General features: G+C 69.8%; 23 protein-coding genes. 7 read left to right on the top strand and 16 right to left on the bottom strand.

Annotated elements, in window-relative coordinates:
• Nucleotides 1-590: 590 nt before the first annotated feature.
• The 7 genes from A4X16_RS05550 to A4X16_RS05520 form a co-directional block, all read right to left on the bottom strand.
• A complete protein-coding gene (locus tag A4X16_RS05550; protein ID WP_067117627.1) occupies nucleotides 591-1,319 on the bottom strand; it encodes an amino acid ABC transporter ATP-binding protein in 729 nt (242 codons plus the stop codon).
• The gene (locus A4X16_RS05545; protein WP_157559987.1) at nucleotides 1,316-2,800 is read right to left on the bottom strand and encodes an amino acid ABC transporter substrate-binding protein/permease; all 1,485 of its coding nucleotides are present in this window, start codon (nucleotides 2,798-2,800) and stop codon (nucleotides 1,316-1,318) included. Before A4X16_RS05545 ends, A4X16_RS05550 begins: the two co-directional genes overlap by 4 nt.
• A 120-nt stretch (nucleotides 2,801-2,920) precedes the next feature.
• Nucleotides 2,921-3,451 (bottom strand): GNAT family N-acetyltransferase, encoded by a 531-nt coding sequence (locus tag A4X16_RS05540; protein ID WP_067117624.1) that lies wholly within the window; start codon nucleotides 3,449-3,451, stop codon nucleotides 2,921-2,923.
• 41 nt (nucleotides 3,452-3,492) lie between these two features.
• Entirely contained in the window at nucleotides 3,493-3,729 is a 237-nt protein-coding gene (locus A4X16_RS05535; protein ID WP_067117621.1) for a DUF2442 domain-containing protein, read from the bottom strand.
• On the bottom strand, nucleotides 3,710-3,946 hold the full coding sequence (locus A4X16_RS05530) for a DUF4160 domain-containing protein (RefSeq protein WP_067117618.1): 237 nt from the start codon (nucleotides 3,944-3,946) through the stop codon (nucleotides 3,710-3,712). The genes A4X16_RS05535 and A4X16_RS05530 overlap by 20 nt, the downstream gene beginning before the upstream one ends.
• Before the next feature lie 163 nt (nucleotides 3,947-4,109).
• Nucleotides 4,110-5,663, bottom strand: coding sequence for an MFS transporter (locus tag A4X16_RS05525; protein ID WP_067117615.1), 1,554 nt, complete (start codon nucleotides 5,661-5,663; stop codon nucleotides 4,110-4,112).
• The gene (locus A4X16_RS05520) at nucleotides 5,660-6,286 is read right to left on the bottom strand and encodes a PadR family transcriptional regulator (RefSeq protein WP_067117612.1); all 627 of its coding nucleotides are present in this window, start codon (nucleotides 6,284-6,286) and stop codon (nucleotides 5,660-5,662) included. The genes A4X16_RS05525 and A4X16_RS05520 overlap by 4 nt, the downstream gene beginning before the upstream one ends.
• A gap of 82 nt (nucleotides 6,287-6,368) precedes the next feature.
• Here A4X16_RS05520 and A4X16_RS05515 point away from each other — a divergent pair, with 82 nt between their 5' ends.
• Together A4X16_RS05515 and A4X16_RS05510 are read left to right on the top strand one after the other, a co-directional pair.
• Complete coding sequence (locus A4X16_RS05515) at nucleotides 6,369-7,256, top strand: phosphoribosylaminoimidazolesuccinocarboxamide synthase (RefSeq protein ID WP_067117610.1); 888 nt, start codon at nucleotides 6,369-6,371, stop codon at nucleotides 7,254-7,256.
• A 188-nt stretch (nucleotides 7,257-7,444) separates the two neighbouring features.
• A complete protein-coding gene (locus A4X16_RS05510) occupies nucleotides 7,445-8,800 on the top strand; it encodes a uracil-xanthine permease family protein (protein ID WP_067117607.1) in 1,356 nt (451 codons plus the stop codon).
• Nucleotides 8,801-9,147: 347 nt separating this feature from the next.
• On the opposite strand, the gene A4X16_RS05505 is transcribed toward A4X16_RS05510, so the two are convergent.
• Complete coding sequence (locus A4X16_RS05505; protein ID WP_082914290.1) at nucleotides 9,148-9,813, bottom strand: TetR/AcrR family transcriptional regulator; 666 nt, start codon at nucleotides 9,811-9,813, stop codon at nucleotides 9,148-9,150.
• A 115-nt stretch (nucleotides 9,814-9,928) separates the two neighbouring features.
• Between A4X16_RS05505 and A4X16_RS05500 the strand changes: the two genes are divergently transcribed.
• On the top strand, nucleotides 9,929-10,738 hold the full coding sequence (locus A4X16_RS05500; protein WP_067117604.1) for a DUF1266 domain-containing protein: 810 nt from the start codon (nucleotides 9,929-9,931) through the stop codon (nucleotides 10,736-10,738).
• Nucleotides 10,739-10,804: 66 nt separating this feature from the next.
• Here A4X16_RS05500 and A4X16_RS05495 read toward each other — a convergent pair whose 3' ends face one another.
• The 5 genes from A4X16_RS05495 to A4X16_RS05475 form a co-directional block, all read right to left on the bottom strand.
• Nucleotides 10,805-11,800: a LacI family DNA-binding transcriptional regulator gene (locus A4X16_RS05495; protein WP_067117601.1), complete on the bottom strand. Its 996-nt coding sequence runs from the start codon at nucleotides 11,798-11,800 to the stop codon at nucleotides 10,805-10,807.
• A 53-nt stretch (nucleotides 11,801-11,853) separates the two neighbouring features.
• Entirely contained in the window at nucleotides 11,854-13,284 is a 1,431-nt protein-coding gene (locus tag A4X16_RS05490) for a GH1 family beta-glucosidase (RefSeq protein ID WP_197491776.1), read from the bottom strand.
• A gap of 5 nt (nucleotides 13,285-13,289) precedes the next feature.
• Entirely contained in the window at nucleotides 13,290-14,180 is an 891-nt protein-coding gene (locus A4X16_RS05485) for a carbohydrate ABC transporter permease (RefSeq protein ID WP_067117595.1), read from the bottom strand.
• Nucleotides 14,177-15,235, bottom strand: a complete 1,059-nt coding sequence (locus tag A4X16_RS05480; protein ID WP_067117591.1) for a carbohydrate ABC transporter permease — start codon at nucleotides 15,233-15,235, stop codon at nucleotides 14,177-14,179. Before A4X16_RS05480 ends, A4X16_RS05485 begins: the two co-directional genes overlap by 4 nt.
• A gap of 106 nt (nucleotides 15,236-15,341) precedes the next feature.
• A complete protein-coding gene (locus A4X16_RS05475; RefSeq protein ID WP_067117588.1) occupies nucleotides 15,342-16,646 on the bottom strand; it encodes an ABC transporter substrate-binding protein in 1,305 nt (434 codons plus the stop codon).
• 240 nt (nucleotides 16,647-16,886) lie between these two features.
• Here A4X16_RS05475 and A4X16_RS05470 point away from each other — a divergent pair, with 240 nt between their 5' ends.
• From A4X16_RS05470 to purQ, 3 genes are all read left to right on the top strand, one after another.
• Nucleotides 16,887-17,417: an adenine phosphoribosyltransferase gene (locus A4X16_RS05470; protein WP_067117585.1), complete on the top strand. Its 531-nt coding sequence runs from the start codon at nucleotides 16,887-16,889 to the stop codon at nucleotides 17,415-17,417.
• 80 nt (nucleotides 17,418-17,497) lie between these two features.
• A complete protein-coding gene (gene purS / locus A4X16_RS05465; protein ID WP_067117582.1) occupies nucleotides 17,498-17,746 on the top strand; it encodes a phosphoribosylformylglycinamidine synthase subunit PurS in 249 nt (82 codons plus the stop codon).
• Nucleotides 17,743-18,450: a phosphoribosylformylglycinamidine synthase subunit PurQ gene (purQ, locus tag A4X16_RS05460; RefSeq protein ID WP_067117579.1), complete on the top strand. Its 708-nt coding sequence runs from the start codon at nucleotides 17,743-17,745 to the stop codon at nucleotides 18,448-18,450. Before purS ends, purQ begins: the two co-directional genes overlap by 4 nt.
• A gap of 231 nt (nucleotides 18,451-18,681) precedes the next feature.
• On the opposite strand, the gene A4X16_RS05455 is transcribed toward purQ, so the two are convergent.
• The 3 genes from A4X16_RS05455 to A4X16_RS05445 all read right to left on the bottom strand — a co-directional run bounded on the left by A4X16_RS05455 (nucleotide 18,682) and on the right by A4X16_RS05445 (nucleotide 22,063).
• Nucleotides 18,682-19,938 carry a hypothetical protein gene (locus A4X16_RS05455; RefSeq protein ID WP_067117578.1) on the bottom strand — a complete coding sequence of 419 codons (1,257 nt, stop codon included), beginning with the start codon at nucleotides 19,936-19,938 and terminating at the stop codon, nucleotides 18,682-18,684.
• A gap of 227 nt (nucleotides 19,939-20,165) precedes the next feature.
• Nucleotides 20,166-21,572, bottom strand: coding sequence for an LCP family protein (locus A4X16_RS05450; RefSeq protein WP_067117575.1), 1,407 nt, complete (start codon nucleotides 21,570-21,572; stop codon nucleotides 20,166-20,168).
• 62 nt (nucleotides 21,573-21,634) lie between these two features.
• Complete coding sequence (locus A4X16_RS05445) at nucleotides 21,635-22,063, bottom strand: DUF1761 domain-containing protein (protein WP_067117572.1); 429 nt, start codon at nucleotides 22,061-22,063, stop codon at nucleotides 21,635-21,637.
• A gap of 184 nt (nucleotides 22,064-22,247) precedes the next feature.
• Between A4X16_RS05445 and A4X16_RS05440 the strand changes: the two genes are divergently transcribed.
• On the top strand, nucleotides 22,248-23,909 hold the full coding sequence (locus A4X16_RS05440) for a glycoside hydrolase family 13 protein (protein WP_067117569.1): 1,662 nt from the start codon (nucleotides 22,248-22,250) through the stop codon (nucleotides 23,907-23,909).
• Nucleotides 23,910-23,939 lie beyond the last annotated feature (30 nt).

The raw sequence follows: 23,939 nt of genomic DNA, 5'->3' as shown, positions 1-23,939 counted from the left end.
TCGGATCCGGCGCACGACGCGCCGCAGCATCCGGCCCCCGCCCCGGCGTGTCCGGCCGCCCGTCCGAAATCGTGCCCGGGCACGCGCCCCAGCATCCCGGCCCGCGCCCCGCGAGCACAACGTCGGATCCGACGCACGACGCGCCGCAGCATCCGGCCCCCGCCCCGGCGTGTCCGGCCGCCCGTCCGAAATCGTGCCCGGGCAGTCGACGAGCAAGCCGTGCCCGGGCAGTCGACGAGCATGCCGCGCCCGACCCCGACCCGTCCGGCCCCGACCCGTCCGGCCCCGACCCGCGAGCACAACGTCGGATCCGATGCACGACGCGCCGCAGAATCCGGCCCGCGCCCCGGCGTGTCCGGCCGCCCGTCCGAAGTCGTGCCCCGGCATGCGACCAGCATGACGCCGCCCCGGCGTGTCCGGCCTCCCGTCCGAAGCCGTGCCCGGGCACTCGAACGAGCATGACCCCGCCCCGGCGTGTCCGGCCGCCCGTCCGCAGCCGTGCCCGGGGTACTCGAACGCGCGTGACGTCCCGGACGCGGCGAAAGCCTCCACCCGACACCGGGAGGAGGCCTTCGACGCAGGACGACCGGTCAGAGCACCTTGGAGAGGAAGTCCTTCAGTCGCTCGTTCTTCGGGGCGCCGAACAGCTCGGCGGGCGGCGCGGCCTCCACGACGACGCCGCCGTCCATGAACACCGTGCGACCCGAGACCTCGCGGGCAAAGCCCATCTCGTGCGTGACGAGCACCATCGTCATGCCGCCGGCCGCCAGGTCGCGGATGACCTGCAGCACTTCGCCGACCATCTCGGGGTCGAGGGCGCTGGTCGCCTCATCGAAGAGCATGATCTCGGGATCCATCGCGAGAGCGCGGGCGATCGCGACGCGCTGCTTCTGTCCGCCCGAGAGGGATGCCGGCTTGGCGTCGGCCTTCTCCGCGAGCCCCACCCGGTCGAGCAGCGCGAGAGCGCGCTGGCGCGCCTCGGACTTCGACAGCTTGCCCGTCTCGATCGGAGCGAGCGTGATGTTCTCGACCACGGTCATGTGGGGGAACAGGTTGAAGTGCTGGAACACCATGCCGATACGCTGACGCACCTCGTCGAGCTTCACGCTCTTGTCGGTGAGGTCGACCCCGTCGATCACGACGTGCCCGGCGGTCGGCTCCTCGAGCTTGTTCAGGCAGCGCAGCAGGGTCGACTTGCCCGAGCCCGACGGTCCGATGACCGCGACGACCTCGCCGTCCTCCACCGTCAGGTCGATGCCCTTGAGCACCTCGTTGTCGCCGAAGGACTTGTGCAGGTCCTTGACCTCGATCTTGCTCATGCGGTGAACGTCCTCTCCAGGCGGTTCGCGAGCAGCGTCAGCAGCGTGATCACGACGAAGTAGATGATGGCGACGATCGTCAGCACCTGCGCCGACAGGTACGTCGAGGCGATGATCTGACGGGACTGGAACGTCAGCTCGGCGAGGCCGATGACGCTGATCAGCGACGTGTCCTTGAGGGTGATGATGCCCTGGTTCACGAACGACGGGATCATGATGCGGAACGCCTGCGGCAGGACGACCTTGCGCATGGTCTTCCAGTGGCTGAGGCCGAGCGACCGCGACGCCTCGTTCTGGCCGGGGTCGACGGCCTGGATGCCGCCGCGGATGATCTCGGTCATGTACGCGCCCGTGTTGAGGGAGAGCGTGATGGCTCCCGCGACGAACGGGTTGAACGTCAGACCCGGGAACAGCTGCGGGATGGCGAAGAACACGAAGAACGCCTGGACGAGGATCGGCGTGCCGCGGAAGACGTAGACGTACGCGGTGGAGATCCAGCGGAACGGCGCGATCCGCGAGATGCGCCCGAAGCCGAAGACGAGGCCGAGGATGAACGCGGCGACGATCGCGACGAGCGTCGCGAGGACCGTCAGCCAGAGACCCTCCATGAGCGCGGGCCAGTACTTCACGGCCACCGAGAAGATGTCGGTCGCCTGCGCGGATCCGCCCTCCTCGCCCCCGGCGAGGTAGCGGTCGACGATCTCGTCGTACTCGCCCGACTCCTGCAGGTTCGCGAGTCCGGCGTTGAACATCTCGATCAGCTCGGGGTTCTGCCCCTTGTTGACCGCGAAGCCGTACTCGCCGCCGAGCTCCGGCTCGCCGATGAGACGGAATCCGGATCCCTGCTGGATGCCGTAGGCGAGCACCGGGAAGTCCTCGAAGTAGCCGACGGCCTGGCCGGCCTTGACGGCGTCGACCATGTCGGTGGTGTCCTGGTAGGGCGTGATGCGGAACCCGTACTGGTCCTGGTTCTCCTCGGCGAAGGTCTGCCCCTGCGTGCCGGTCTTCACCGCCACGGCCTCGCCGTCGAGGTCGTCGAGCGACTGGATGTCGCTGGAGTCGAGCACGCCCAGCTGGATGCCGCTGGTGAAGTACGGGTCGCTGAAGTCGAACGTCTGCTGACGCTCCTCGGTGATCGACATGCCGGCCATGACGGCGTCGACCTGGTTCGCCTGCAGGGCCTGCACCGCGGCGTCGAAGCCGAGCTGGCGGATCTCGACCTCGAACCCCTGGTCCTCGGCGATCGCCCGCAGGAGGTCCATGTCGATGCCGACGAGGTCGCCGTTCGGGTCGGTGAACTCGAACGGCGCGAACGTGGTGTCGGTGCCGATGACGTAGGTCTCGGCGTCGTCTGCGGCGGAGGCGGCGGATGCTCCGCCGAGCAGCGCGCCGGCCGCGACGAACGCGGTCAGCGCCATCGCCCCCGCGGTGCGTCCGAGCGTGCGCAGACGCGCGCTCGCTGAAGAGGGATTACGGATCACGACGGGTGCTCCTCGGATCGGATGGGCGACAGGATGCCGTCGCCGCGATGGTCGTCGACCATCCACCCTAACCGCCGCGGCGTGTCGTCCCCGTCGTGAGCCGATCCGAGGGGCCGTCGATCACAGGGTGATCCAGTACCTCCGCAGCAGCGCGTGACCCCGGGCGGACTGGTCGCTCACGTCCTGGAGCACGCCCCCGGCGCCCTCGATCGTGCGGAAGGAGCCGACGTTGTCGTCGTCGCAGGTGACGAGGACGCGGTCGAGCCCGATCTCGCGAGCCCGCTCGAGTCCGAGACGCAGCGCCGCGGAGGCGTAGCCCTGGCGACGACGGGACGCCCGCACCGAGTAGCCGATGTGCCCGCCCGCCTCACGGAGCCACTCGTTGAGGTCGTGCCGGAACGACAGGAAACCGACCACCTCCCGGTCGTCGACGATCCAGTACAGGTCGTTGTGCACGTGGTCGTCGTCGAGCTCGGCGCTCGTGTCGGCGAGGAGCGCAGCCTTCTCGGTGAGGGCGTCGAGGGTCGCACGATCGGGCGTGACCGGCGCCTGCAGACCCGAGCCGTCGACATGGGCGCCGTCGAACTCGGCCACGGCGGCGGCCCAGGAGTCGAACAGATCGGTCGTCGGTCGGAGCAGCGTCGTCGTCATCGCCCGATGCAATCACACGGGCGGATGCCGCGGCAAACCGCTCACCGCTCTCGCAGCAGTGCGGCGATCGAGATGTCTTCATCCAGACGCGGCCAATGGATGCCCTGGCCGGCACCGATGAGCGTCCACTCCGAGCGATCAACGACCGAGGCCCCGGCGAGACGCGGGAACCAGACAAGAGGGACGCTCACCACGCGTCCGTCGTCGATCCGCACATGCAGCTCATCGTCGTCCATCGCAAGATCGACCGCGAGCGCATCATCGATCGGAGTGCTCATGCCATGCCTCCAGGATCAGGAACTCGTGTCGCGCGACGATCGTCTCGAGCAATCGGATCCGGCGAGCGTCGAACGCCGACCTTCCGGCCGATTCTACGGGTGCGAGCCAGAACTTCGCGATCATTCCGGCATGCTCCACATGCACGTGCGGAGGCTCCGACCCCTCGTTGCTGTAGAAGAAGAATCGGTACCCGTGGATGCGCATGACCGTCGGCACGGCCTGAGGCTAGACAGGCACCTGCGAATGCTCGTCGATCCGGCTCGGGCGTGGGCGGGCACTGTGAGCAACCGGGTTTGGGAGCGCGCGGTGCAGGGGAGGCGGAACAGCGAGACACGCACCCGACGACTCCGGAGAGTCGACGGGCGCGCAGAGACAGGCGTCAGGCGCTCGGAGCGGGATCCGTGACGGGGGCGGATGCCGCGGCATCCGTCTCCTTCGGCGCCCCTCGGAGGAAGAGCGCGGCGATGAAGCCGATCGCGATCACGCTCGCGGGGAGCAGGATCGCCTGCGACATGGCGGCGGCGAAGCCGTCTGCCACCTGCGGGGGAAGCGAGCCTCCCGAGCTGATGGATCCCGCGGAGTCGCCCATGCCCGGCAGGTTGGCCTCGAGGCGGGACTGCATGAATGTCGCGATGGCTGCGGAGCCGATCACCGAGCCGATCGTCCGGGTGGTGTTGTAGATGCCCGCGCCCGCGCCCGCCTGACGCATCGGCAGGCGGCGCGTCGCCGTAGTCGCGAGCGGCCCCCACATGCCGGCGCTGCCGATGCCGAGCAGCGCGGACGGGAACAGGAACATCCAGATCTCGGTGTCCATGCTCACGAGCGACGAGTACCAGACCAGCGCGGTTCCGAAGATGAGCAGGCCGGGGATGAGGATGAATCGCGGGTCGGTGCGATCGAGGATCCGGCCCGCGAGCGGGGCGAGCACGCCCGAGAACACGGCCATCGGGATCATCAGCAGGGCGGCCTGCGTCGGCGTGAGGCCGCGGGCGATCTGCAGGAAGAACATGAGCGGCAGCGACATGCTCGTCACGGCGAATCCGACCGTCGCGATCGCGACGTTCGCACCCGAGAAGTTGCGATCGCGGAACAGCTCGAGCGGCACGAGCGCCTCGCTCTTCGTCTTCCACTGCTGAAGGACGAACAGGCCCATCACGAGGATGCCGGCGATGATCAGGCCCCATACGGAGACGGGTCCCCAGATCACGCCCCAGTCGTACTTCTCGCCCTCCTGCAGTCCGAACACGAGGAGGAAGATCGCCGCGGCGCTCAGCACGACGCCGAGGATGTCGAAGCGATGCGGGTGGGTCGCGAGCTTGGGAACGAGGATCCACGCGGCGACGAAGGCGATCACGCCGACGGGGAGATTCACGAAGAAGATCCACTCCCAGCCGAACCCGTCGACCAGCACGCCGCCGAGCAGCGGGCCGACCAGGGTGGCGACGCCGGCGGTGGCACCCCACAGCCCCATGGCCGCTCCGCGGCGATTCGGCGGGAACGTGCGGGTGATGACGGCCATCGTCTGCGGCGTCATGAACGCGGCGCCCAGACCCTGCACGGCACGAGCCGCGATGAGTCCTTCCAGCGAGGTCGACAGACCGCACCACAGCGAGGCCAGGGTGAAGATCGCGAGGCCGACGAGGTAGATGTTCTTCGGGCCGAACCTGTCGCCGAGTCGGCCCGTGATGAGCAGCGGGACGGCGTAGGTGAGCAGGTACGCGCTCGTGACCCACACCACGTTGTCGAGGTTGTTGGTGTCGGGGTCGAGGGCGGCCTTGATCGCGGGGTTCGCGACCGAGACGATCGTGGTGTCCACGAGGATCATGAAGAAGCCGATGACCAGCGCCCAGAGGGCGGGCCAGGGGCTGGTGGGACGATGCCCCGCGGCAAAGGTGCCCGTGTCGGGTCCCGGTGCCTGCCGTGATTCGGTCATTGCTGTGCGGCCTTTCGCTGAGCGAGGTAGCGGTCGGTGTCCTCGAAGGCGGTCGGTCCCCAGGGGAACGAATGCGCCTCGAGGCGGGAGAGAAGGGAGTCGAGCCAGCGCAGCTCGGCGTCGAGCAGCACCTCCTGCCGCTCGAACTCCACGAGCACCTGCTCGGGCACGGCCTTGTCGCGCGCGCCGCGGAGGCCGTCCCGATGCTGCGCGTGCGCCTCGTCGAGCGCCGTCCGTCGTGTCCGCAGGTGCGCGACGACCTCCGGACGCTCGAGGTTGTGCGCCTCGGCGAGCGCGATGCGGAAGTCGGTGGGGCGGTCGATGCTCGCGAGCTCGCGCCGCAGCCAGCCGAGAAGCGCGTCGCGTCCGGCATCGGTGAGCGTGTAGGTGGTGCGCTCGGGGCGATTGCCCTCGCGATCGATCCCCACCTCGTCGACGAGTTCCGCCCGCTGCAGCCGGCCGACCGTGTGGTAAAGCGTGCCGTTGGTGATGGCGAGCAGCCGCTCGTCGCGCCGCGCGCGCATCAGGCGCACCATCTCGTAGGGGTGCATGTCGCCCTCGCGCAGCAGGGCGAGCACCATCACCGCCATGGGGGTGAGGCGCTCGAGGTTCGGCGTCGGCATCCTGCCCCCTTCCAAATAGTCCACGTGGACTATACGCGCTCCCGGCGGCTGCGGGCAAGACCGCCGGCGGCGAACCGGGATAATGGGGCGGGTGAGCACACCTTCGGACAGCACCGCGCAGAGCATCCCCGGCTGGCGACACCTCTACTCGGGCAAGGTCCGCGACCTGTACGCCTCCGAGGATCCCGGCGACACCCGCATCCTCGTCGTCGCGTCCGACCGCGTCAGCGCGTTCGACGTCGTGCTCTCTCCCGGCATCCCCGAGAAGGGCGCTCTGCTCACGCGACTGAGCCGCTGGTGGTTCGACCAGCTCGCCGACACTCCCAACCACCTCGCGGAGGGCGAGACCCCCGCGGTCGTCGCCGACCGCGCGATGCTCGCGCAGTCGCTCGAGATGCTCCCGATCGAATGCGTCGTCCGCGGATACATCACCGGCTCCGGATGGGCCGAGTACACCGAGAGCGGCACCGTGTGCGGCATCCCCCTCCCGGCGGGGCTGCAGAACGGCGACCGCCTGCCCGAGCCCCTGTTCACCCCGGCGTACAAGGCGCCGATGGGCGAGCACGACGAGAACATCACCTTCGCGCAGACGGTCGAGCTGGTCGGAGCCGAGCGCGCGGCCGAGCTCCGCGACGTCTCCCTCGCGATCTACACGCGGGCGGCGGCGATCGCCGAGGAGAAGGGGCTGATCCTCGCGGACACGAAGTTCGAGTTCGGGACGGATGCCGAGGGCGTACTGCACCTCGCCGACGAGGTCCTCACGAGCGACTCCTCACGGTACTGGGATGCCGAGGCGTGGCGCTCCGGCACGACGCCGGCGGAGCGCATGGCGAGCTTCGACAAGCAGATCGTCCGCGACTGGCTGGCCGCGAACTGGGACAAGAAGGGTGAGCCGCCCGTGCTCCCCGACGACGTCGTCGGCCGCACCGCCGACCGCTACCGCGAGCTCATCGACCGTCTCGGCGCCTGACGCCGCTCACCCGTTCTGCCGGAGATCTCCCGTATCGAAGGGCGAATCGCGGCACACGCTCCTTCATTCCGCGTGATCTCCTTCGCGGCATGACGATCGCGGCGGCACGACGCACGCACCCAGGCAACACTCAGGAATCGGTAGGGTGGCGGAAGCACTCCCACACCCCCCGATACTGAGGAGCCCGCATGCCCCTGTGGAAGATCCACGGAGACGGCCGCACCGTCGCACCCGGCGCCGTCGTCACCCCTGAAGAGCGGCTGAACTGGCCCGCCACGATCGCGATCGGCGCCCAGCACGTCGTCGCCATGTTCGGCGCCACGTTCCTCGTGCCGACGCTCACCGGCTTCCCGGTGTCGACGACGCTGCTGTTCAGCGGCCTCGGCACGCTGATCTTCCTCCTCATCACGAAGAACCAGCTGCCCAGCTACCTCGGCTCGTCGTTCGCGTTCATCGCGCCGATCACGGCGGCCGTCGCTGCCGGCAACATGGGCTCTGCGCTGGCCGGGGTGGTCGCCGTCGGCATCCTGCTCACGATCGTCGGGCTCGTCGTGCAGTTCGCCGGGCTGCGCTGGGTGGACGCGCTCATGCCGCCTGTCGTCGCCGGCGCCATCGTCGCCCTGATCGGCTTCAACCTCGCCCCGACGGCGTGGAGCAACTTCCAGGTCGACCCGGTGACAGCCACCATCACCCTCGTGGCGATCATCCTGTTCGCCGTGCTGTTCCGGGGATTCCTCGGCCGCATCTCGATCTTCCTGGGCGTCGCGGTCGGCTTCGTCTGGGCCGCCGTCACCGGATCGTTCGACGTGCCGAACGCCCTCCGCGGCGGCAAGACCCCCGCCGAGCTCATCGCCGACGCCCCGTGGATCGGCCTCCCCGAGTTCCACCTCCCCGACTTCGTCGAGCCGGGCACCTGGTCGACCATCGCGATGTTCCTGCCCGTGGTCCTGGTGCTGGTCGCCGAGAACGTCGGCCATGTGCGCGGGGTCGCGACCATGACCGAGGACCCCTCGATCAACCGGCACACCGGCCGCGCGCTCATCGCCGACGGCGTCGCGACGACGATCGCCGGCGGCTTCGGCGGATCCGGCACGACCACGTACGGCGAGAACATCGGCGTCATGGCGGCGACCCGCGTCTACTCCACCGCGGTGTACTGGGTCGCAGGCCTCTTCGCGATCCTGCTGGCGTTCTCGCCCAAGGTCGGCGAGGTGTTCAACTCCATCCCCGCGGGCGTGCTCGGCGGCGCGACCACGGCGCTGTACGGCCTGATCGGCATCATCGGCATCAAGATCTGGGTCGACAGCAGGGTCGACTTCTCGCGACCCGTGAACCAGTACACGGCTGCGGTGTCGCTCGTGATCGGCATCGCCGGCTTCTCGATGCAGCTGGGCGACTTCGCGTTCGGCGGCATCGTGCTCGGCACCGTCGCGGCGCTGCTCATCTACCACCTGGGCAACCTCATCGCCCGGGCCCGGAAGACGGGCGCCGACGACCCGAAGCCGCTCGAGGCGGTCGGGCCACTCGGCGGCGACCCCGCCTGATCCCGCGAACGCCACGATCCCGGATGCTGCAGCCGCGGCATCCGGGATCGTCGCGTTCCGGCGCGGTTCCCGCGCCCGCGGCTGCCGGGCCCGCGGCTGCCTCGCCCGCGGTTGCCTCGGACGAATGACGGAACCTCGGATGCATTCGCCGTATCTGTCCGACGGAAGTGCATCCGTCCGGAGCTGCACCGCCCGCGGCTGCCGGGCCCGCGGTTCCCTCGCCCGCGGCTGCCAGGCCCGGGTTCCCTCGGACGAATGACGGAACCTCGGATGCATTCGCCGTATCTGTCCGACGGAAGTGCATCCGTCCGCGGCTGGGGGACAGGACCCGTGAACCGCCCGCGGGCTCAGTCGACCGGACGCACGGCCCCGGACGCCCGCGTCCTCGCATCGGGGTCGCGTGGGGCGAGCTCGAGCGGCAGCGGCGCCTCGGGTTCGGGGAGGTCGTAGAGCCGACGGACCCACCGACGCGCGTCCTCGAGCGGGTAGGTGTCGCCGTAGACGGCGTACTTCATGAAGATGCCCTCGAGCGTGGTGCGCAGCATGATCTCCTCGAGTGCGGGATCGGCCGCGCCCCTGTCCCGGAAGACGTGCCGCACGATGTCCTCCGAGGCGATCGCCTGTTCGAGGAACCGCGTCTCGGACTCCGCGAAGAGCCGGTGGGTGTCGGGCTGCTGCTGCATGGCGAAGACCGCACGCTGCACCGGCAGAGCGAACCCGGTGGCCGTGAGCGCACCGTCGATGATGCCGGCCAGCCGCTCGTCCGCGGTGCCGTCGACGGTCGGGATGCCGAACAGCGTCTCGAACCACCGGTCGATGACGGCCGCGACGAGCTGCTCCTTGCCGCCGAAGTGGTAGTTCACCAGGCCCTGGGCCACTCCCGCGCGGTGCGTGATCTCCGCGATGCTCGCGCCGGACACCCCGCGCTCGGCGAAGACCTCGATCGCGGCGAGGAGGATGGCCTCGCGCGCCCGCTCGCGGGCCGCGCGGTTCTGTTCGTCAGACCGTGCCATACGTGTCCACCTCCCCAGGATCGGACGACTTCGAGAAACACGAAGAATCCTATATATTACTGACTGAACAACCGTTCAAGCTATGAGCGATCCCCGTTTCATGCACAGGAGCGTCATGAGTCCCCTCACGAGGATCATCCCGGCCCCGAAGCTGATGCCCTCCCCGTCCTTCTCGACGACCGACATCCCGGCGAACGAGATCGCCCTGGGGTTCCTGCAGATCCGCACGCTGCCGTCGGGTCCGTGGAACGACCCGACCGCCCCCGGCCTCGGCGCCTACGAGCAGGAGGCGCTCATCGAGCAGTGGGGTGTGGGCTCCCGGCACGAGTGGCTCGAGATGATCGAGTACCTCACCACGGTGCGACGACGGCGCGAGGACCGGATGCTGCATCTCGCCGTCCGCAACGACCTCGCGATCGACCTCGGCCGTGTCCCCCGCACGGGCGAGTGGCTCGAGGCGATCGCCTCGAGCGGCAGCGATCCCGAGGGCGCCCGCGCGTTCATCGAGGGGATCTCCCTCATCGAGCTGCGGGTGCGCCGACGGGTGGGCATCGCCTCGGTCACTCCGGAGACGTTCGTGCGCACGCTCGACGGATACGCCGTCGGGCAGGCGGTCGCGATGGCGACGTGGGGCGTGGCGATGGGGTTCGCCGAGGTGCCCGAGGTGCGACAGCTCATCCACCGCATCAACATCGACGCCCGCCGTTCGTTCACCTCGTGGGCGGATTTCGGTCTGAGCTACCTGGCCGGACGCGTGATGCACTGGAGCGACGGCGTGGTCGACGAGGACTCCCTCGAGCGGTACGGCGACGGCTGGAGCGACATGACCGCCGCCCTGTCGGCGAAACGCGGCGGCCCGTGGGCGACGCTGCCCTGGACGCTCGCCGCGTCCGCCCGGCTCCCCGGACTCCCGGGCAGCCCCTGAACTCGCGGATGCGGATCCTGCTGGAGGGGCGTCGGGTCCGCATCCGTGATCACCCTCGAGGTGCTCTCAGCTCGACGAGCGCACCACGAGCTCGGTCGGCAGGATCGTCGTGTGCGCGGGCTCCCGCCCGGCCAGACGCGACAGCAGGACGCCGGCCATGGCCTCGCCCTGCGCATACATCGGCTGCCGCATGGTCGTGAGCTGCGGATCGGTGCTGAGCGCGACGGACGAGTCGTCGAACCCGACCAGCGCCACGTCGTCGGGAACGCGGATGCCGGCGGCACGCAGCGCCGTCAGGGCACCCCTCGCCATGAGGTCGCTCGCGACGAAGATGGCGTCGGGACGGCCCGTGTCGAGGATGCGTCGCGCCGCGTCGGCGCCGCTCGCCTCGCTGTAGTCGCCCGACTCCTCGGCGAACGGCACGAGTCCGGCATCCGCCAGCGCCCCGCGGAAGCCCTGGACGCGGTCGACGGACGACACCATGGTCAACGGCCCGGCGATCGTCGCGATGCGGCGGCGGCCGGTCGCGATCAGGTGCTTGGTGGCGGTGCGGGCTCCCTCGACGTTGTCGACGTCGACGACGTAGTCGCCCTCACGCAGACGCACCGGCCGGCCGCCCCAGACCACCGGCACCGCATCGGCGACCCGGTCGATGAAGGCGTCGCTGGTGTGGTGCGAGACGATCAGGGCGCCGTCGACACCGCCGTTGCGCACGAAGCTCGTCATCTTGTCGCCGGGGTCGTCGCTGGCGATGAGCAGATTGAGCAGGTAGTCGGATCCGCGCAGCGCTCCGGTGATGCCGGCGACGATCGCCGCGAAGAAGGGATCGCCGAAGAACCGGGTCGTGTCCTCGGGCACGATCAGGGCGATCGCGTGGGTCTGCCGCGACGCCAGCGAGCGCGCCGCCCGGTTGGGGACGTAGCTGAGCTCCTCGATCGCACGGTGCACCGCGGCGAGCGCCTCCGGGCTGACGGCGGTCGAGCCGTTCACGACGCGCGAGACCGTCGACCGTGACACCCCGGCGGCCGACGCCACCTCTTCGATGGTCGCTCGTGACGACACAGCTCTCCCTCCGTCCGACGCCGAGGTCGGATGCTCCCGCGCTCCGCCCGGACTCAGAGAGAGCGAGCGGCGATGATGCGAGCGTACTCCCGACCCGAGTCCTTCAGACTCCGCTCCTGGGTGTCGTAGTCGACGCGGACGATGCCGAACCGCTTGTCGTACCCCCACGCCCACTCGAAGTTGTCGAACATCGACCAGTAGAAGTAGCCGCGCACGTCGACCCCGGCATCCGCGGCGTCGAGGACGGCGCCCAGGTGCAGCCGGAGGAACTCGGTGCGGTCGTCGTCGTGCACGCGGGTCTCGCCGTCCTCCACGACCGCCGCATCGTCGTACGCCGCACCGTTCTCGGTCATGTAGAGCACAGTGCCCGCCGGCTCGGCGTACTCCGTCCACACCCGCTGCAGCAGACGGGTCAGCCCCTCGGGCTGGACCTCCCAGTTCTGCGCGGTCCGCGGCAGCCCGCGCTCGACGGCGTGGATGCCCTCGCTCGAGGGGTACGGGCTGCGTCCCTTCCGCTCCGTGGCGGGACCGCCGCTCACCGGCGGGTCGACGGGCGCCGCACCGGAGACGACGTCGCCGTGGTAGTAGTTGACCCCCTGGGTGTCGATGCGCTGCGAGATCGTGTCCAGGTCGCCCTCGTGCACGGCGTCCGTGAAGCGCGTCACGGCCTCGGCATCCACCGCCCTGATGTCGCGGATGATGTCGTCCGGATAGACACCGCGGTAGATCGGGTCGAGGAACCAGCGGTTGAACTGCCCGTCGACGCGGCGTGCGGCGTCGAGGTCGGCGGGGTTGGCGGGATCGGCGGGATCGGCGACCGTGTGGTTGAGGGTGATGCCGAGATTGAGGCTTTCATCCCGTCCGCGCAGCTCGCGCACCGTCGCGCCGTGCGCGAGCAGCAGGTGGTGCGAGGCGAGCAGGCCCTCGGCGATGCTCGTGTGCCCAGGGGCATGCTCGCCGCCGGTGTACGAGAGGAACGACGAGCACCACGGCTCGTTCAGCGTCGTCCACACATTGACGCGGTCGCCGAGAGCGTCGTGCATGGTTCCCGCGTACTCGAGGAATCGGCTGACGGTGTCGCGGTTCGTCCAGCCGCCGGTCTCCTGCAGCGCCTGGGGCATGTCCCAGTGGTACAGCGTCAGCCACGGCAGGATGTCGGCGGCGAGCAGCTCGTCGACGAGGCGCTCGTAGAAGTCGACGCCCTTCGCGTTGACCGCTCCCCCGTCGGGACGCACGCGCGACCACGATGTCGAGAACCGGTAGGTCTGCAGGCCGAGGTCCTTCATGAGCTCTACGTCCTGCGGGTACCGGTGGTAGTGGTCGCACGCGACGTCGCCGTCGTCGCCCCCGATGACCGCTCCGGGCACCCGGCAGAAGGCGTCCCAGATCGACGCGGTGCGTCCGTCTTCGAACGCCGCCCCTTCGATCTGGTACGCCGCTGTCGCGGCGCCGAACAGGAAGTTCTCGGGGAAGGCGCGGGTCATACGGGTCATCCTTTCACCGCGCCCGCCATGATGCCACTGACCAGCTGCCGACCCGCCACCACGAAGAGGACGAGCAGCGGGAGGGTCGCGAGCACCGCGCCGGCGAGCACGATCGAGTAGTCGATGTAGTAGCCCGACTGCAGCTGGCTGAGCGCCGTCTGCAGCGTCGGGTTCTGGGGCGAGAGCACGATGAGCGGCCACAGGTAGTCGGTCCACGCCGTCATGAAGGTGAACAGGCCGAGGATCGCCATGGCCGGACGGGCTGCCGGGATGCCGACGGTCAGGAACGTGCGGAACTGGTTCGCGCCGTCCATGCGCGCCGCCTCGATGAGCTCGTCGGGGATGACGTCGACCAGGTACTGCCGCATGAAGAACACGCCGAACGCCGTGACCAGGGTCGGCACGATGACCGCGCCGATCGAGCCGGTCCACCCCAGCTCCCGCATGAGCATGAACAGCGGGATGATGCCGAGCTGCGTCGGGATCGCCATGGTCGCGATCACGAAGATCATCAGCCCGTCCCGTCCCGTGAAGCGCAGCTTCGCGAAGGCGTAGCCCGCGAGCGTCGAGAACGTGACGACGGAGACCGTGATGATGCCCGAGATGAGGAACGAGTTGCCGAGCGCGAGCCAGAACGGGATCGCGTCGAAGACCTTCGCCGCGTTCGCGAAGAAGTTGCCTCCCGGGATCAGCGGCAGCGTCTCCCCCCGGGTGGCGTTCGTGCCGCTCGCCACGACGATCGACCACCACAGCGGGTACACGCTGCCGATGATGAAGGCGGCGAGCAGACCGTAGGTGAGGAAACCGGGACGGCTGCCGATGCCGGCGGTGCCTCCGGATGCCGCGCTGCGGCGGCGGATCTTCTCGGGGACGCTCAGCGCCTGGGTGGCGGTCATCGCGCGTCCTCCTCGGTCGTGATGGTGGAGGACGCGGTCGTGGTGCGGGCGCGTCGGCGTGCGGCGCGGCTCTTCGGGGCGTCCCCGGTCGAGATCCGTCGCGAGATGAGGAAGTTGATCACGCCGATGCCGACGATGAGCAGGAACAGCAGGATGGCGACGGCGGATGCCTCGCCGAGGTCGCGCCGGAAGAAGGCCAGCTCCCAGAGAAACAGCACCGTCGTCTGGAACTGCCGGTCGCTGCCGCCGATGCCGCCCGCGGTCGAGACGTCGAACAGTCGCGGCTCGGCGAAGATCTGCAGTCCGCCGATGGTCGCGGTGATGATCACGAAGATCAGCGTCGGGCGGATGGTCGGGATCGTGATGGAGAAGAAGCGACGGGCAGGTCCGGCGCCGTCGAGCGCGGCGGACTCGTAGAGGTCGCGCGGCACGGCCTGCATCGCCGCGAGCAGGATGAGGGCGTTGTAGCCGGTCCAGCGGAAGTTCACCATGACGGCGATCGCGAGATGCGACAGCGCGGTGTTGTGCTTCCACTCCTGGTCGGCGATGCCCACCAGATTCAGCAGGTTGTTCGCGAGACCGTCGGCCTCGTTGAAGATGCTCGAGAAGATGATGGCCACGGCCACGGGCGTGACGACGAACGGGATGAGCACGCTCATGCGCCAGAACGTCGGAGCCCGCAGGCCGCGGTCGAGCAGGTACGCGATCACGAGGGCGACGGCCAGCTGCGGGATCGCGGAGAGCAGGAAGATGCTCAGGGTGTTGCCGATCGAGTTCCAGAACATCGGATCGCCGAGGATCTCGACGAAGTTGCCGGTGCCGACGAACTCGCCCTGCCCCTTGAGCAGGTCCCACTCGTGCACCGCGACCCAGACCGTGTACAGCAGGGGGAAGAGTCCGACGAGGCCGAACAGCAGGAAGAACGGCGAGATGTAGAAGTAGGGCGAGGCGTTCTGGTCGAACCGCGAGAGGCGGTTCCGCCAGGGGCGCCGGGGCGCGGCGTCCGCCGGCGGCGCATCGGATGCCGTGTCCCGGCGTTCCGCGGTGAGTGTCATGGCTCTTCCTTGGTCGGTGGGTCAGAGGCGGTCCGGTCGCAGTTCGCGCCGCTCCAGCCGAGGCTGAGCGACACGAACTGCGACCTGGACCACTGCGGGAAGCGGGTCAGCCGACCAGTTCGTTCAGCAGCGAGATCGCTTCGTCCCAGGCGCCCTGGGTGTCGGTCTCACCGCGGTCGAGGCCGCTGAGCGCCGGACCGAAGACGTTCTCCTGGATGACGGAGTCGTCAGCGCCCTTGAACTGCGCGACGACGCCCTTCGCGCGCTCGGCGAGGATCGCACCGGTCGGCGCGTCGTTGAAGAACGCGTTCGGCGTGGCATCCGATGCGAGCGTCTCCTGCGCCTCCACCGTCGAGGGGAAGTTGCCGGCCGCGGCCGACTGCTTCACCTGCTGCTCGGGCTGCGTCAGCCAGTCGGCGAGGGCCGCGGCCTCCTCCTTGTACCGCGAGCTCTCGGGGATCGACAGGAAGGCGCCACCCCAGTTCGCCGCTCCCCCGGGGAAGACGTCGGCGAAGTCCCAGCCGGTCTCGGCGTCGCCGCCGCCGGCCTCGACCTGACCCTGCACGACGCCGAGCATCCAGCCGGGGCAGACGAAGGTCGCGAAGGTGCCGTCGACGAACGACTTGCCGCCGTTCCAGTCCCACGCGGTCTGCGCGGCGGACTGGCCGCCCTCGGTCGCGGCTCCGAGCAGCTCGAAGCGCTCCTTGAGCTCGGCGTTGTCCTCGACGTTCAGCTCGCCGTCGGCCGAGTAGTAGCCCTCCTCGAGCTGGTTGACCATCGCGTTCCAGACGAAGCCGGAGTGGTCGTACCAGGCCTTGCCGGTCTTCGCCGTGTAGTCGGCACCGACCGCGAAGTAGTTCTCCCAGTCGCCGTCGAGCAGCTGCGCGACGGACTCGCGGTCGCTCGGGAGCCCGGCGGCCTCGAACGCGGCGCCGTTGTAGCAGATGCCGCTCGGGCCGATGTCGGTGCCGTAGCCGATGACGCGGCCCTCGGCATCCGTCGCCTGTCCGTACTTCCAGTCGACCCAGTCGCCCTTGCGGTCCTCGATGCCGTAGTCGCGCAGGTCGACGAAGGTGTCGGACACGTCCATGATCGCGCCGAGCCATCCCTCCTCGATCGCGACGACGTCGCTGAGTCCCGAGCCCGCGGCGATCTTCGTGAAAGCGTCGGTGCGGGCGTTGCCGCCGGTGTCGATGTTGGTCGCCTCGATCGTGATGCCGGGGTTGGCCTCCTCGTACTCGGCGTACAGGTCGTCGTAGCCGAAGGTGCCGAACGTGGTGACGGTCAGCGTGATGTCGCCGTCGGCTCCCTCGGCGTCGCCGCCGGTCGCGGCACAGCCGGCGAGGGCGAGGGCTCCGACGGATGCGGTGGCGGCTGCCGCCAGGATCCGGGTGCGGGCACGTGTGTTCACAGGTCACTCCTTTGTGGTGGGTCGTGCGGTGGTGGTGCGGGGCTGTCGGGATGCGTGGGAGCGCTCCCACGCGTTGATGAGCGACTCTATGGGAGCGCTCCCATCGATGTCAAGCGGTCGGGCTCGAGGGCCTGCCGTTCACTTCTCAGCAAGAATCAGGCGGGCGCCCCGTCAGGAGAGCGATCAGCCGCGTTCCGGTGGTGATTCTGCTGAGTTGTGAACGCGGCGTACCCTTGACCGGTGCCCGACACCGAACTCTCCCCCGCCCTCGTCCGTGCCGAATCGCTGATCCGCAGCATCCCGGACTACCCGGAGCCCGGCATCATCTTCCGCGACATCACGCCGCTGCTCGCCGACGCCGAGGCCCTGAGGGCCACCACCGACGCGATCGTCGAGCCCTTCGCCGGGCAGTTCGACGTGGTCGCCGGCATCGAGGCGCGCGGTTTCATCCTCGCCGGGGCCGCAGCGATCGCCGCCGGCGTGGGCCTCATCCCGATCCGCAAGGCGGGCAAGCTGCCCCGCCCGGCGGCATCCGTCGACTACGCCCTCGAGTACGGCACCGCGACGATCGAGATGCACGACGATCTCCCCGAGGGCTCGCGCGTGCTGCTCATCGACGACGTGCTCGCGACCGGCGGGACGCTCGCCGCGGGCCGCGAGCTCGTCGAGCGCCTCGGCAGCCACGTCGTCGGCATCTCGGTGCTGTTCGAGATCGACGGCCTCGGCGGCCGCGACGCGATCGGCGACCTGCACACGGTCTTCCACGCCTGACGTCGGCGCCCGGCGATCGGGCGGGTCGCGGGGCCGGTAGACTGGGCACGCCCGTCCGCCCGCGACTTCCGGAGCCGTTCATGCCCACCATCGTCGTCGACGTCATGCCCAAGCCCGAACTGCTCGACCCGCAGGGGAAGGCCGTGTCCGGCGCGTTCTCCCGTCTGGGCGTCGAGGGCTTCTCGGATGTCCGCATCGGCAAGCGCTTCGAGCTCACCGTCGAGGGCGAGGTCACCGAGGAGGTCCTCGCCGAGGCCCGCCGCATCGCCGACGAGGTGCTCTCCAACTCCGTGATCGAGGACGTCGTCGGCATCGAGGTCTCGGAGTGACCACCCGTATCGGCGTCATCACCTTCCCGGGATCGCTCGACGACCGCGACGCGCAGCGCGCCGTCCGCATCGCCGGCGCTGAGCCCGTCGCGCTCTGGCACGGCTCGCACGACCTCGAGGGCGTCGACGCGCTCGTCCTCCCGGGCGGCTTCAGCTACGGCGACTACCTGCGCGCCGGTGCGATCGCGGCTCTCTCGCCGATCATGGCCGAGGTGAAGGATGCCGCCGCCAAGGGCATGCCCATCCTCGGCATCTGCAACGGATTCCAGATGCTCGTCGAGGCGCACCTGCTGCCCGGCGGATTGATCCGCAACGACCACCAGCACTTCGTGCGTCGCGACCAGCGACTCGTCGTCGAGAACTCCGACACGGCGTGGACCAACCGGTTCCGCACCGGCCAGGAGATCGTCATCCCGCTGAAGAACGCCGACGGCGGCTACATCGCCGACGAGGAGACGCTCGACCGCCTGGAGGGCGAGGGACTCGTCGCCTTCCGCTACGCGGGCGTGAACCCGAACGGCTCGCTGCGCGACATCGCGGGTCTCACCAACGAGGCGGGCAACGTCGTGGGGCTCATGCCGCACCCCGAGCACGCCACCGAGGCCGGCTTCGGCCCCGACACCGCCGCCGCCATGCGGTCGGGCGTGGACGGCATCGACTTCTTCGCGAGCGCGATCGCCGCGGTCGCCCGCGTCGCCGCGTAACGCCGGCCGCACGCCCGCCGCGTAACGCCAGCCGCACGCCCGCGCATCCGGGGTCGATTCCGCATCCGCTCGGGCGGGCGGGGTCGATTCCGCATCCGGATCGTCCGAATCGGATGCGGTTTCGACCCGGCATCCTCCCGCGGATGCGTTTTCGACCCCGTACCGGTTCCGTCAGCCGACCGGAGGCCCGATCAGCCGACCGGAGGCGCGATCAGCCGACCGGAGGCCCGATCAGTCGGCGGGAAGGGTGAAGGGGTTGTCGCCCGCCGAGGCCAGCAGGTACCAGGCGGTCGCGCCCGTGTGCAGGCTCGCGTAGTACAGGTCGCCGAAGCCGGAGTCGAGGCCGTCGGTCGACGTCGCGACGATGCCCTTGCCGTCGCCGTTGAGCGCGTCGCGCTGCCCGAGCCGAATGCTGTCGAGCAGGGCCTCCGCCCGGTCGGCGTCGCCGACGCCGCCCCTCAGCTTGAGGGCCAGCGCGAGATGCCCGCTGCCTTCGAACCAGACCTTCGACGTGTCGACGTGGCTGATCGACGGACCGCTGTACGGTCCGTCGGTCGCCATCAGGTTCGCGAGCGCCCAATCGACCGCCGTGCCGTACCGCGGGTCGCCGGTGCCGAGGAGCGTCCATGTCTGGGCGTCGAGAGGAACGGGGTTCGTGTTCACGGTCGACCCGTCGAGGAGCGTGCCGGTGTCGACGTGCCCGTCGGCGGCCTGCATCGCGGCGACGAAGCCCGCCGCGACCGCGGCCCGCTCCGCCCAGACCGCGTCGCCCGTGAGCTCGGCGAGCTGGGTGAAGAACCCGGCGATGTCGGCGTTGTGCTCGGTCGACTTCCACTCGAGCGGGACACCCGCATCCGTCTGCCCTCCGGTGTACCCGAAGGGCGCCCGCTGCATGTCGGCGGTGTTCGTCTGGATCCACTCGGCGATCCGCAGAGCGCCGTCGAGGTACTTCTGCTCCCCGGTCGCGTGGAACAGGCGCGCGAGCGCCATGCCCGTCCACGCCTGGTTCCCCGTGAAGGTGCCGGGCCCCGTGATCTCGACCCGACCCTGACGGATGCCGTTCGGCTCGTACGACGTGCGCACCCGGCCGTCGCCGATGGGGTCGTTGTCCTGCACGAACAGCAGCGTGTCGCCGACGGCCTGCGCGCGGCGGATGTCGTCGGGCAGGCCGCGAGCGGTGTACGCGATGACGACGAGCGCGTCGTCGTACACGAACGACGGCGTGAAGTCCCAGGTCGGCAGGTCGGTGAAGAACCCGCCCTGGTAGCTCCGCGGGAGGCAGCGCCCTTCGCCGTCGCAGAACTCGTCGACGCGGGCGTCGAGGAACTCGTAGGCGAGGGAGACGGAGAGCGTCGGGTCGGGTGCGTCGGTGTCGGGGTCGCTCTGCGCACTCGCCGCGCCGGCGCTCACCGCGCCCGCGACGACGGCGGTGGCGACGAGCACGGCGGAGACCGCCCACCTCGCCGGACGGCGCAGAGAACCGCTCATGAGACCCCCTCGGTCGGAACCACGACCCGAGTGCTCGGTCGCGGGCGACCAGCAGGTCACGCAAAAATGCTGACATATCAGCAAGATGAGTCGGAAGTGACGAAAGTCTATATCTGGCGCAGCTCCGGCGTGTCCCTCAGATCCGGACCTCGCGACGCACTATGCGGCGCAAGAGTCACGCCACCGCGTCACACCTCCGCGTCACGCGCCCGCGTCACGCCACCGCCTCATGCCGCGCAGAGATCGGTGTCGGCGCTGCGACTGACCGCGTCCACCGGTCGCTGCGGGGCCGGCGTCGCCCGGAGCTGCGAGGTGAGGTCCGTGTAGTCGGCGCCCAGGAGCAGCTCGACCCCGTCGACGTCTCCGGTCTCCACCGTCACGGCGAGGCCCAGCTCCGACGCCAGGGCGGTCGCGGTCGCCTGCGCGTCCGGGGTGTCCGCCGCGACGATCGTCGTGCGGTCGACCGGCTCGGCGTTGGCGAGGCCGGCCACCGCATAGCCGAAGCCCGTGGCATCCTCCGAGACCTGCGCGGCGAGGCCTGCGACGCCCGCGCCGTTGAGGATACGGACCGGCGCGGTGCGGACGGTCGGATCCGGTTCCGCGCCGTCCGTCGTCAGCACGATGGGGACGTCATCGGCGAGCGCACGGAAGATCACGTCGGCATCCGCGGTCGCGACGACCCGGTTCCGATCCTGCGGAGCCTCGGTCGTGGGCATCGTCACGAAGGTCACGCTGCTCATCGGCACGTTCGCGACCCGAGCGGCGAGTCCCGCCAGGTCGGTCAGACCGCCGAGGCCGGGGTCGACCGTCATCGACGAGGTGATCGCATCGAGGAAGCCGTACAGCCGGTCGGGGCGCACGAGCACATCCGACTTCGTCGCCTTCTGCACGATCGCCGACAGGACCATCTGCTGGTGGCCGAGGCGGGCGATGTCGCTCCCCTCGGCGAGCGCGTACCGCGTGCGGGCGAGGGCCAGCGCCTGGTCCCCGCCGATGGACTGCGGTCCGGCCGGGAGGTCGAGTCGCGCTTGACCGTCCTGCAGCGCCTCGGGGAGGCACACCTCGATACCGCCCAGGGCGTCGACCATTCCGATGAAGCCCTCGAAGTCCAGCCGCACGAAGTGATCGATCCGCACTCCGGAGAGAGCTTCGACGGCGGCGACCGAGCAGGCCGGCCCGTACTCCAGCGCGGAGTTCAGCATCCCCTCGCCTCCGCGGAACTCCCCGCTGCCGGTGTCGTCGCAGGCCGGCAGCGTCATCAGCGTGTCGCGCGGGAGCTGGACCGCGTCGATGCGGGTGCTGTCGCTGGAGATGTGGGCCAGCACCATCGCATCCGCGCGCTCGCCGCCCTCGTCCTCCCCGAAGCCGTCGGAGGCGAGAGCCCGGGAATCCGAGCCGAGCAGCAGGATGTTCAGGTCGCCCACGGCGAGTTCCGGCTCGTCGGCGGCATCCCCTCGGAGCGGTGCGGTCGTGATGTTGCCCTGCAGCTGCGCGACGGCGATCACGCCTGTGGCCACGAGCGCGGCGACGACGACGGCGCTGATCCAGCCGATGACCCTCCGCCGACGTCGGCGGGGCCGAGCCGCATCGGGATCGGTGGTCGGGTCGCTCAGCGGTGCGGGGGGACGTCTCACTCGACCACACCATCACGATCGCGTCCCTCAGGAGATGAGCCGCGCCGCGACCTCCCTGTCCCTCAGCCCAGCGCGGGCGGCCAGACGCCGATGATCAGCGCCATGATCACGAGCGTGACGAGCTCGTGGGCGATGTTCATGGTGGTGAGCGCGGTGGGCCGCCCCTCGAACGCGTCGTGGGTGATGAATCGCGCTGCGGTGAATCCGGCCCAGAGCAGGATGCTGGTGACGAGAGTGCCCCAGAGGAACGAGCCGCCGTAGAAGTGCCACGCGATCGCCGCGGCTCCCGCGAGCACCCACGCGGTCACGAAGCTCACGAGAACGGTCGTGATGATCGCGACCGTGGCGCTGGAGCCCGGCCGGTCCATGTCGACGTTCGCCAGCTTCGACCAGCGGGTGCCGAAGACCTTCGGCGCGTACCAGATCGAGCCCACGATCATGCTCGAGGCCGTCGCCAGGAGCACCGCCCAGTAGTTGATCTCGGGAACCATGACAGCCTCCAGTCGTCGGATGCCCGAAGCATACTCTCGGGCCGGAACCACCGATGGGCGCGGCGCGATACTCCGGTCGACGGGCGCTGCAAGCGGCGGTGGGAACCGCCGTCCTATCACGCGCCCGAATCGATTCGATCCCACCTGTCGCAATCGTGTAAGCGTTTGCACTAATCTGAGTCGCATGGCACAGCTTGAGCAGATCGCAGCCCCCGGTTCCGAGTGGTGGCGCAGCGCGGTCATCTACCAGATCTACCCCCGTTCGTTCGCCGACGCCTCGGGCGACGGCATCGGCGACCTGCCCGGCATCACGAGCCGACTCGACTCCCTGAAGGAGCTCGGCGTCGACGCGATCTGGCTGAGCCCGTTCATGACGAGCCCGCAGCGCGACGCCGGCTACGACGTCGCCGACTACCGCGACGTCGACCCGCTGTTCGGCACGCTCGCCGACTTCGACACCATGCTGAACGAGGCGCACACCCGCGGCATCCGCGTCGTCGTCGACCTCGTCCCCAACCACTCCTCGGCGCAGCACGCCTGGTTCCAGGAGGCCCTCAGGGCCGCTCCCGGCAGCCCCGAGCGCGCGCGGTACATCTTCCGCGACGGCAAGGGCGAGAACGGCGAGCTGCCTCCGAACAACTGGGAGTCGGTCTTCGGCGGCGGCATGTGGGAGCGTGTGACCGAGGCCGACGGCACGCCCGGCCAGTGGTACCTCCACATCTTCGACCCTACGCAGCCCGACTTCGACTGGACCAACGAGGAGGTGCGGGAGGAGTTCCGCTCCATCCTGCGCTTCTGGCTCGACCGGGGCGTCGACGGCTTCCGCGTCGACGTGGCCCACGGCATGATCAAGGCCGAGGGCCTGCCCGACTACACGCCCCCGGCCGACGCCGACTCGATGGGCGGCGGCGAGGCGAACGTCCCGTACTGGGGCCAGGACGGCGTGCACGACATCTACCGCGACTGGCACGAGGTGCTCGCCGAGTACGACGGCGACCGCGCGCTGTGCGGCGAGGCGTGGATGCCGACGCTGAAGCAGACCGCGCTCTGGGTGCGCCCCGACGAGATGCACCAGACCTTCAACTTCCCGTACCTGATGACGGAGTGGGACGCGAAGAAGCTGGGCGACGTGATCCGCGAGTCGCTCGACGAGTTCGGCGCGGTGGGCGCGCCGAGCACCTGGGTGCTGTCGAACCACGACGTCGTCCGCCATGCGTCGCGCCTCGCACTGACGGCCGAGAACCCACAAGGAGAGGGCATCGGCCCGAACACCCCCGACAAGCCCGACACGGCCATCGGCCTCGCCCGCGCCCGCGCGGCCACGACCGTGATGCTCGCGCTGCCCGGCTCCGCCTACCTGTACCAGGGCGAGGAGCTCGGCCTGCCCGAGGCCATGGAGATCCCCGACGCGTTCCGACAGGACCCGACCTGGTTCCGCACGAACGGCGAGCGCTACGGACGCGACGGATGCCGCGTGCCGCTGCCCTGGGAGGCCGAGGCTCCGGCATTCGGCTTCAACGAGACGGGCGCGTCGTGGCTGCCGCAGCCCGCGGACTGGGCCGCGTACTCGCGCGACGTCGAAGAGGTCGACCCCGCGTCAACGCTCGCGCTCTACAAGCGACTGCTCGCCGGGCGCCGCGAGTACGGCTTCGGCAGCGGATCGCTCGTCTGGGAGGATGCGGGCGCCGACGCGGTCGCGTTCCGCCGCGGTGACGTCCACGTGCTCGCGAACCTCGGCACCGAGCCGCTGCCGCTCCCGGCGGGCGCGTTCGTGATCGAGCAGAGCCAGGTGTTCGACGGCGGCGCGGTGCCCGCCGACACGGCCGTCTGGTACACCACGGCCTGATCCGGCATCCCGCTCCGGTCGCCGTTCGCG

The organism is Microbacterium sp. H83 (genome assembly GCF_001650405.1).
In the GTDB taxonomy this organism is placed as follows: domain Bacteria; phylum Actinomycetota; class Actinomycetes; order Actinomycetales; family Microbacteriaceae; genus Microbacterium.
The sequence above is the reverse complement of the archived record's forward strand: the minus strand, read 5'-3'. Positions and strand labels throughout refer to the sequence as shown.